Here is an 8,254-nt window from a genome sequence, read left to right as displayed (position 1 = left end):
TTCGATATTACTTTGAACCAAAACAGGGGATAGCATTTGCTCGACGCCGTGCTATCCAGGAGTCTAAAGGTGAGTATGTTGGTTTTTTAGATGATGATAATCTACCTACTTCTGATTGGGTTAGTGCTGCTTATAATTTTGGTCATTCCCATCCCAAAGCTGGGGCTTATGGTAGTCAAATTTATGGAGACTATGAAGTTAAACCACCGAAAAATTTTCAGCGAATTGCTTGTTTCCTCGCTATCATAGAACGAGGTCAAGAACCATTTTGTTATCAGCCTAGTCAAGGGGTATTTCCGGTCGGTGCGGGGTTAGTGATTCGTAAGCAAGCCTGGTTAAATAATGTTCCTGAACAGCCTTGGCTCAAGGGAGTGTGTGCGACATCCCTATCTGCTAAAGGAGAAGATATAGAAACCTTATCCTATATTCAAAAAGCCGGTTGGAAAATTTGGCATAACCCTCAAATGTGTATTGAGCATCAAATCCCAAAATGGCGTTTGGAAAAAGACTATTTATTGAAATTATTCCGAGGCGTGGGGTTAAGTCGGTATCCCACTCGCATGTTGCGCTTTCAACATTGGCAAAAGCCTTTCATGATTCTAGTTTACCTAATCAATGATTTGCGCAAGACTATGCTTCATCTGATTAGATATCGCCAACACCTCAAGACAGATTTAGTAGCAGCTTGCGAACTGGAACTTTTTGTGAATAGCTTGTTTAGTCCATTTTATCATTGGATTTTTTGGAATCAGTAATTAATTAATGAATAATAAGGCAAAATGCTGGCATGTATGAATAGGGAATAGGGAATAGGGAATAGGGAACAGGGGCAAGAGTGTGGGGAGAGGGGTTAGTGTGGGTACTGTGGGGAGAGCGAAGAAGTAGTTTTCGATAATTGGGTATAGTTACAAACATTTTTATTACCCTGACTCCCTACTCCCTACTCCCTACTCCCTACTCCCTACTCCCTACTCCCTACTCCCTTTGCTATACAAATAACTAATTTAATTTGCCTCTAAAAATTCCTGTTTCAATTGGTAAAACTTTATTTTAGCATAAATATTTTTCAAGTGCTTCTTAACCGTATTAAGAGTAATGCGCAATTCATCAGCAATCTCCTGATAGCTGTAATCAGCACGACGCAGTAACCAAACGTCTGCCTCACGAGGAGTCAGGTCATATTTATTAACCTCTGCGATCGCAAAACTCTCAGCATATTGATCGTGATTTTCTAGTGTTACTAAAATGCAGGGATTTTCAAAGGAGTCTAAGGTGAGCTTAACGGCTCGAATCCGAAAAGATGTTGAGGGCTCAGTAATAATTTCAGACTCGATAACTATGGGCTGATTTGGATATAACTCACAGCTGTCAAGCACAGCTTGGCAAACACGCCTGATTTCTTTGGGAACAAGGTTAGATTTTGACTTATCCACTGCTAGTTGAGCACAAAGAAGGCGACCATAGCAATTGCTATGAACTAACTCTCCCTGAGCGTTCAAAATCAAGACACCATCCATTAATCCTTCTACTACCCCTTGTAAGAGAACACCGTTAAACTGTATTGCCTGAGTATTCATCCTCTAGACCTATGTGAACGTTACGAATCTGCAACAGAGCAGGTCCCTACTACCGGTTCCTACTACAGGTTCCTACTACAATCCATAGGTGCAGGGGCTTTGAGCTTATGCAGTTAGCTATCCAGTTCTGGTATTACTTTTTCATTAGCAGTCAGCGGTCAGCGGTCAGTGGTCAGCGGTCAGTGGTCAGCGTTCAGTGGTCAGCGGTCAGTGGTCAGCCTTGTGGTACAGGCTTTGGCCTTGGCCAAAAGGCCACGCGGGGCGCGTTTGGCCACGCTGTGCGAACGACGCATCGGACCTAACCCATAAGCTGATAGCTGATAACTGATAGCTGATACGCGACACGCTGATAACTGATAGCTGATACGCGACACGCTGATAGCACCTCAAGTAGCATCTCAAGTAGCGCATATGCTTAGCTCAGCACTAGTGTCATTCATTGAAAATCTAGAAACTGAGTTAGAAAAGGGAGTATAAAAAGACTCAGAAGGATAATGACAATCATGAGTAACTTTAATGTCAATCTATCGTATTTATCAAATTCATTACCTGTTTCTTTAAAGATGTTTTTAACATTCGAATTATCTAAGGGCTTCTTCCACCATGGTCTCTTTTGTCTGTCTCCTGGACGTTTTTCTGTTTGAGTCATTTGCAATTTGCTATTAGTATTCGTAATTGGTCAGATTATCTTATTCTTGTCATCGATATTATTCAAAACAACCTCCTACCTTAAATAAGGTTTTTGGAGAGCAAAACTATAGTAAAACCAAACTAGTATTGACGGTAAAAACCAAGGAATCAATAGTAATGCTGAGATATAAACCTGCAAGACAACTAATCCGTATAGTCCTGTTATACTACCTAATAGTAATACCTGTTGATGTCGCTGTTTTACCGGTTGTTTGTGCAAAATAATAGTAGTCGATTTTCCTAGGAATGCGGCTAGGAAAATTAGCCACTGATCAGGAATCAAAACTACCCGATGCTGCCGGATTATATGGTGAACCATATAAGCAAATACTTCTCCTCTAGTTAATACTTCGAGGCACTTCTGTAGATCCTGTTTTACAGGTTGATAGTAATGGCACCAATATTCAACAACTGACGGAAAGTAAAAGTCATCTTCGGTGTCATTGTATTCACCATTGGTGATGATAACAACTTGCTGCATTACATGCTGTTGGAGTTCTGGATTAGGCACAGGAAAATTGAGAAGTTCCTTAGCTGTGATAGATTTGTAGACTTGTCTAGGAGGAATAGAAAAGTCTATAATAGAAGCTAGTCCAAAGGGAGGATCAGATTGATTTAAAGCAATCAGGCCTTTATTGTCAGTCTTTCTTTGCTTTAGATAATCACTGACTTGGGACTGAAAATCTACTGTACTGTTTAATGTTGGCTGGGGTAAACTATCTGCAGATGACTGGTGATTGACCAGATAAGCTACTGCTAGCTGATAAGCAAACGGACATGACTCGATACAGGTGGGATTTAGAGGCTGTTCAATAGTCCAAGGATCAAAGTCTATGTACCCTTCTAAACTCCATTTGCGACTAGCGACTTTATCTTGTTCATCTGCTGCTAGCACAAACCAAGTGTTATGCTTTTCCACAGCAGAGCGAATCGCTTGATCTAGCTTTTCGTATCTAGGTTGGTAGATATGCCGATTGTAGTAAATGCCGATTACTTGAGCATTCAAGGCGTATAGGTGTCTTACCAACTTGGCTAAGTATTCGGAATCAGTCAACTTACCTTGTGTGCTTTCTATTGCTTCATCAGCTTGATCTAGAGATTCCTGATCGATAGCAACTAACAAAACAGGCGCTAAGGTATTCTCTAGTAGTTGATTCGTCAAATTACGATAGACAGCTTGAACAAACGCTCGGATGTCGAACAATAATTCGACTTGAATAGCTGGGATGACGCTCAGCAGTAAAACTGTTCCCAATGCGATCGCTTCTGGTCTTGTTGGTAACCACTGGAGCAGCATTTTCTTCCAATCAAAGCGCTCAATGCGATAGGGAATTAAACCGGGAGGATTAAATAAAGAGGGCAGCAGATAGGCAGAGGGATAGGCAAATTTCTCTACAGATTGAAGATGTTGACAGGCTTCGAGTAATGCATCGTAAACATCTCTATGGTCAGCTAGGGGCTTACAGAACTGCTGGAGAAAACTCTGAGCCACATCATTGCGAATGGGTTCCCGCATCACTATTACCTGTAACCCAAGTTTAATCAGAGAGTTAGCGATGCTCAGACCACTGCAGGAGTTGAAAATTGCCAGCTGCAATCTATGTTCCCTAGCTTGAGTTAATTGTTCTTCCAGTTCACTAATTGACAGGGATATATTCGGAGCGATCGCAAGTCTTCCTCCTGTGGTTGTGGTTTCATCGCTATGTCCAGCAAAGAACAGCACATCCCAGCCTTGTTGATCACATATGGCATTAGCAATTTTGGTTTTGATATCGACATGGTTTTCATGAGGTTGCCAGGTTACTCGCTCGACCTCAGCAATAGATTTAAGCGATCGCACAGCTTTCCAATCTTCCTGCAACGGTAGTCTGGGATCATCTCCAAAGATAGCTAGAATACGGGTTTTTCTACCGTGTGCGTTCCCTAGGGCTTTGAAAAAGCGCGGGGTCGCACCGCAAGCTGTCAGGGGGTTAGTACCAGCAATGCCATAGGGGTTATCCATAGCGCTTCTGAAAATGCGAACCTTGCCAACGGGTGTGCCTTCAGCAGCAAGCTCCCAAGTTTCCCATGGTAACCGTTCGATTTCTATAGAGTCACAAGCTAGGAAAATATCAACACTGGGGTGAGTACCAATCCCCTTGCCATCTTTCGATATCAGTTGAGCCACACGAGTCAATTCGTCTCGAATCCGCTGTTGAATCTTACGAACCTCCCCTTCTCCTAACCAACGCTGGAAAGCATTGACAAACTCTCTTTCTGCCTCCATCAAATCATAACATGGGTCCCCTGAACCAGGATTAATTCTGCCACTATCTCCTATAGGTTTCACTGACGGTAATTCGTAAAACCTAGTGTAGCGCTGTCGCCACCGTTGATAATATCTTTGTATTTCCTTGGAATAGTTCATGCTGGCAGATAGCTGCCTTCTTCTGTCATCCCATAGCAGCAAAAAGAAACAAGACTTATCATCTTTTTTATACCAAATTTTAATTTCAAATACAGTAGTCATTACCCAAAATAATCCTCCGATATTTTAATTAAATTTCATTGTTTACTTTTTAATCAATAACTTAAATGCTGTTTAACTAGGCTCGAATGCATAAGGATATAAGGTCTGTGGTGAGCTATCCGGTGGGATAATGGTCACAACAAATTTTTCATCTGAGCCTCCTTCCACACGGGCAAACAAAAATGGATCATCAAGCCCTGATACAGGCTCATGTATAATAGACCTTATATTGCTAACTTGTAGCTTAAATCCATCAGGTAAAGCAGTCCCAAACTGGGTTCCTAAAATTAGTAGCAATGACCATTTTGGGGGAGGAAGTGGAGAGTCAATCGGCCAGGTTACGGCACATAGTCGTAAAGCAATTTCACCTAAGTCAATGTCCTGATAGGAGCGACCTGGTTCGGGAGGAATCTCCATTCCTTGATATCTAAGCTCGTTAATCACATTATCGAATTTATCAATTGACCGAAATACCGATGAATTCGCCGTCAGGGTTTCAGGCATGAAAAATCCTAAACCTTGGGCAAATTCGTCTAATTTTCCCTCCAACCATTGCTGTGTATTGATAGCCTTTTGAGTTAGGATGGTGAATACTTCTGTAATCCGAATAGAAAGGGAGGTTGTTCTCTGTGGAGTTAGTTGCCATTGATATAATAAATCCAGTAACTCAGGACTTTGGAGTATAGTCAGCCCTTGCTCCCAGGTTAAGGTTTGCCAAAGAGTTTGCTCAGGATATTGTAGGCGATCTAATAATGTTTCTAATGTTTCCAAGTCAAGTTGATTAACAGATATAGGAATTGAAGTAGGGGAAGTTACTGGTAGCTTAATGGCAGCGGAATCCAAGTAACGTAAATAAAATAGTAGGTGATTTGGCTCAGGATTAAACAATGACAGAGGTAAACTATAGTTCCAATCTACTTCAGGATGGAACTTAAAAAATTGTCGATAATTAACCAGTTCGTCGTAACGGATAAAGCCTCGAATAATAGCAGTTTCTAGCTCTTCTTGCACTTCAATCACAACATATAAATGAGCAGCAAAATCTGGTAAATCAATGGCTGCTATCGGTACATTAACCACTTCATTAATTAAACTTTCATTGGTAATTAAACAAAGCTTAAATTCGCCTACTATCAGATTACATACCGCTTCAATCACATTAGCGTATTTAGGTTGTCGTAAAGAACAACAATTATCAGAAATCAAGATATTAGCTAACTTTTCCTCTAACCATTGTGTAAAACTAAGTAATGCTAGTCCATTCAGATAGGTTTGCCATTGGCGTGCTTCTGAGATGACTTGGTTACTCATTTGTACTGCTTGCTCAAACTGTTCGGATTCTAACCAAATACATTCTGGTTGCACAAGCCTGAGGTCGGTGGAATTAACAGAATAACTAGTCATGATTTTCCTGCTTCAGTGTCTCAAGGTAGCGGCATAGTCGCTGGGTATATAGGCTATTAGTAGAACGGTTTTTCCCTGTCATGATTTCTGCAGCTGCTTCTTGGAAGACTTCAGCATCCACGAAAGCTTCTAGGTGTTCCATCAGGTTTCTGAAATAGTCTGGATCCCTAGACATATTTGCCAGATTAAACTGATGTGCTGCATGGGAGATAATGTGGAAAAGTTTGTCTATTGTCCAAAACCGCACCCGATTGAGCAGATCCTTTGGATTTAGCACCCTGCTCACTTGGGACTGATTGGTCATTCCTAAAATAGAGGCAATCTCGGCTTGAGATTTACCATGACAGTAGATCAGTTCAAGACCTGATATAACCTTGGACGCAAAACGGGCGTAACTTCGACTGTGCTGTAGCTTGGTAATGTGCTCCGTTAGCCCTTGCTCTATCCCCAAATCCAAACAGGCTATGAGTTGCTGACCACAGAATTGCTGTAATTCTTGTCGTGCGATCGCATCTAAAGTGTTGGTGAAATTTTGGTCTGGTAACTCTCGGTCGCGTCCAGTATCCGAATCCGACACCTCTAGGGATTCCGATGGCGGAAATCCGCTGCGAATCCATATGTCATATCGCCTTAGCACTCTGGCCAGATGTTTGAGTTCATCCCTCAGCTGTACTAGAGAGTTGACAATTACCGATTTTTCCTGCAAGAGGTGTCTCATTTCTTCAAGTTGAGACTGGGTGGGATCTGGACAACGTCTAGCTTTTTTTGTTGGCTGTTGGCGTCTGTCCCTACGGTAGACTGCATGAAAGGCTTCTAGGATTTTGCGATCGCGTGGTAAGAGTTGTTCCAATTGTGTCGGTCTAGCTCGATTGAGCAGCGCCCAGTCACTGAGAAAACAAAGTCCCCGCTCCGATAAAAACTCTTTAAGTTTGGGATGTTGTTTGGTTTGATAGTAGACCCAATCATCTAACCTAGACTTGGATGAGGAATTCAGATTATATTTTCGTAATACTTCAACGGTAAAAAATTGGTAATCGGTTTTTTTGGTTTCCCTATCGCCATTCAGGATAAGTTGAGTTATACCATCCTGATCTAAGATGATTAGCACTTTTCCATCATCATCAAGCACAAATGGCAGCAAATCCCGATAGGTGAAGTGATGGCTAGCGCTATATAAACTAGCGAGTTTCTTGCAAGCTTTCAGGATTGGGTAAGAGACATAGCAACGAAGACAAAGTCCTGCTCTAGCACGACTTATGGGTGACCCAGACGCCTCAGGGTGAAACCAGGCGTATAGGGAGGTTTGAATGTCCCGATGCTGCTCCACCGACAAATGCGTTCCCGTAGCGTGACCTTGAGGTGCGACCGAAGGCCGGGGTCCCCGGCCTAGGAGGCGCGCACCTCTAGGGCTTTGCCCGACGCTGCCGCGAACGGAACATCGCGTTTCTGGAGCATCTAATTCTAGACACTTCTGTTGAAAAAACTCCCATGCCAGCGGTAGTAACAGTTTTTTGTAACCACACCCAACACTAGCAGGATCAAGTCTTAAAATTTCCCAATATCTCGATAGAGGCACCATCCTTACACTTTTGCTTAGCTGTGCCATATTGTGTCATACAAATCCTTAGGTTCGCAGTACCCAAACGGGTAATTTTTTCCAAAAGATGATATGGTAAAATAACGCTTTTTTTGGCCACAAGATAAAGACAAAGTGTAAGCATTCAGCCGTGAGCTTTTGGCTCACGCGTGCGCGTTCAGCATTCAGCCGTCAGTCATTGGCCTTGGGCTGATAGCTGATAGCTGATACCTGACGCCAAAGTTGAGATCAAGTTCCATTAATTACTTATCAAATAGTCCCTGGATTTTTGGGTCAGGGTAATCCCTAATGGCTAATCATTATTGCTAGCATTTACTAGTTTAATGAGGTACAAAAATAAATTTTTTTATACTCCCGACTCCCGACTCCCGACTCCCGACTCCCGACTCCCGACTCCCGACTCCCGACTCCCGACTCCCGACTCCCGACTCCCGACTCCCGACTCCCGACTCCCGACTCCCGACTCCCGACTCCCGA

At 42.6% G+C, this 8,254-nt stretch carries 6 protein-coding genes; 2 read left to right on the top strand and 4 right to left on the bottom strand.

Annotated elements, in window-relative coordinates; translation table 11 throughout:
* On the top strand, positions 1-755 hold a 755-nt coding region (gene hpsE / locus F6J99_RS37120), incomplete at its 5' end, for a hormogonium polysaccharide biosynthesis glycosyltransferase HpsE (RefSeq protein WP_293120778.1).
* Between the two features lie 249 nt (positions 756-1,004).
* Here hpsE and F6J99_RS37115 read toward each other — a convergent pair.
* Positions 1,005-1,577 carry a helix-turn-helix transcriptional regulator gene (locus F6J99_RS37115; RefSeq protein WP_070392254.1) on the bottom strand — a complete coding sequence of 191 codons (573 nt, stop codon included), beginning with the start codon at positions 1,575-1,577 and terminating at the stop codon, positions 1,005-1,007.
* Between the two features lie 107 nt (positions 1,578-1,684).
* Here F6J99_RS37115 and F6J99_RS37110 point away from each other — a divergent pair, with 107 nt between their 5' ends.
* Positions 1,685-1,879, top strand: coding sequence for a hypothetical protein (locus F6J99_RS37110; RefSeq protein ID WP_158517118.1), 195 nt, complete (start codon positions 1,685-1,687; stop codon positions 1,877-1,879).
* A gap of 422 nt (positions 1,880-2,301) precedes the next feature.
* Here the strand turns inward: F6J99_RS37110 and F6J99_RS37105 are convergent, their stop codons facing one another.
* From F6J99_RS37105 to F6J99_RS37095, 3 genes are all read right to left on the bottom strand, one after another.
* On the bottom strand, positions 2,302-4,776 hold the full coding sequence (locus F6J99_RS37105) for a CHAT domain-containing protein (protein WP_293120776.1): 2,475 nt from the start codon (positions 4,774-4,776) through the stop codon (positions 2,302-2,304).
* 72 nt (positions 4,777-4,848) lie between these two features.
* Complete coding sequence (locus F6J99_RS37100) at positions 4,849-6,180, bottom strand: DUF1822 family protein (RefSeq protein ID WP_293120774.1); 1,332 nt, start codon at positions 6,178-6,180, stop codon at positions 4,849-4,851.
* Complete coding sequence (locus F6J99_RS37095) at positions 6,173-7,786, bottom strand: hypothetical protein (RefSeq protein WP_293120772.1); 1,614 nt, start codon at positions 7,784-7,786, stop codon at positions 6,173-6,175. Before F6J99_RS37095 ends, F6J99_RS37100 begins: the two co-directional genes overlap by 8 nt.
* Between the last annotated feature and the right edge of the window lie 468 nt (positions 7,787-8,254).

Origin of the sequence: Moorena sp. SIO4G3 (assembly GCF_010692305.1) — a bacterium.
In the GTDB taxonomy this organism is placed as follows: Bacteria; Cyanobacteriota; Cyanobacteriia; order Cyanobacteriales; family Coleofasciculaceae; genus Moorena; species Moorena producens_A.
This window is presented reverse-complemented; position numbering and strand designations above follow the sequence as displayed.

What these genes read in the sequence shown, in the direction of transcription:
- F6J99_RS37100 (WP_293120774.1), bottom strand. Translation starts at nt 6,180, where the DNA reads ATGACTAGTTATTCTGTTAATTCCACCGACCTCAGGCTTGTGCAACCA.
- F6J99_RS37115 (WP_070392254.1), bottom strand. Translation starts at nt 1,577, where the DNA reads ATGAATACTCAGGCAATACAGTTTAACGGTGTTCTCTTACAAGGGGTA.
- F6J99_RS37095 (WP_293120772.1), bottom strand. Translation starts at nt 7,786, where the DNA reads ATGGCACAGCTAAGCAAAAGTGTAAGGATGGTGCCTCTATCGAGATAT.
- F6J99_RS37110 (WP_158517118.1), top strand. Translation starts at nt 1,685, where the DNA reads ATGCAGTTAGCTATCCAGTTCTGGTATTACTTTTTCATTAGCAGTCAG.
- F6J99_RS37105 (WP_293120776.1), bottom strand. Translation starts at nt 4,776, where the DNA reads ATGACTACTGTATTTGAAATTAAAATTTGGTATAAAAAAGATGATAAG.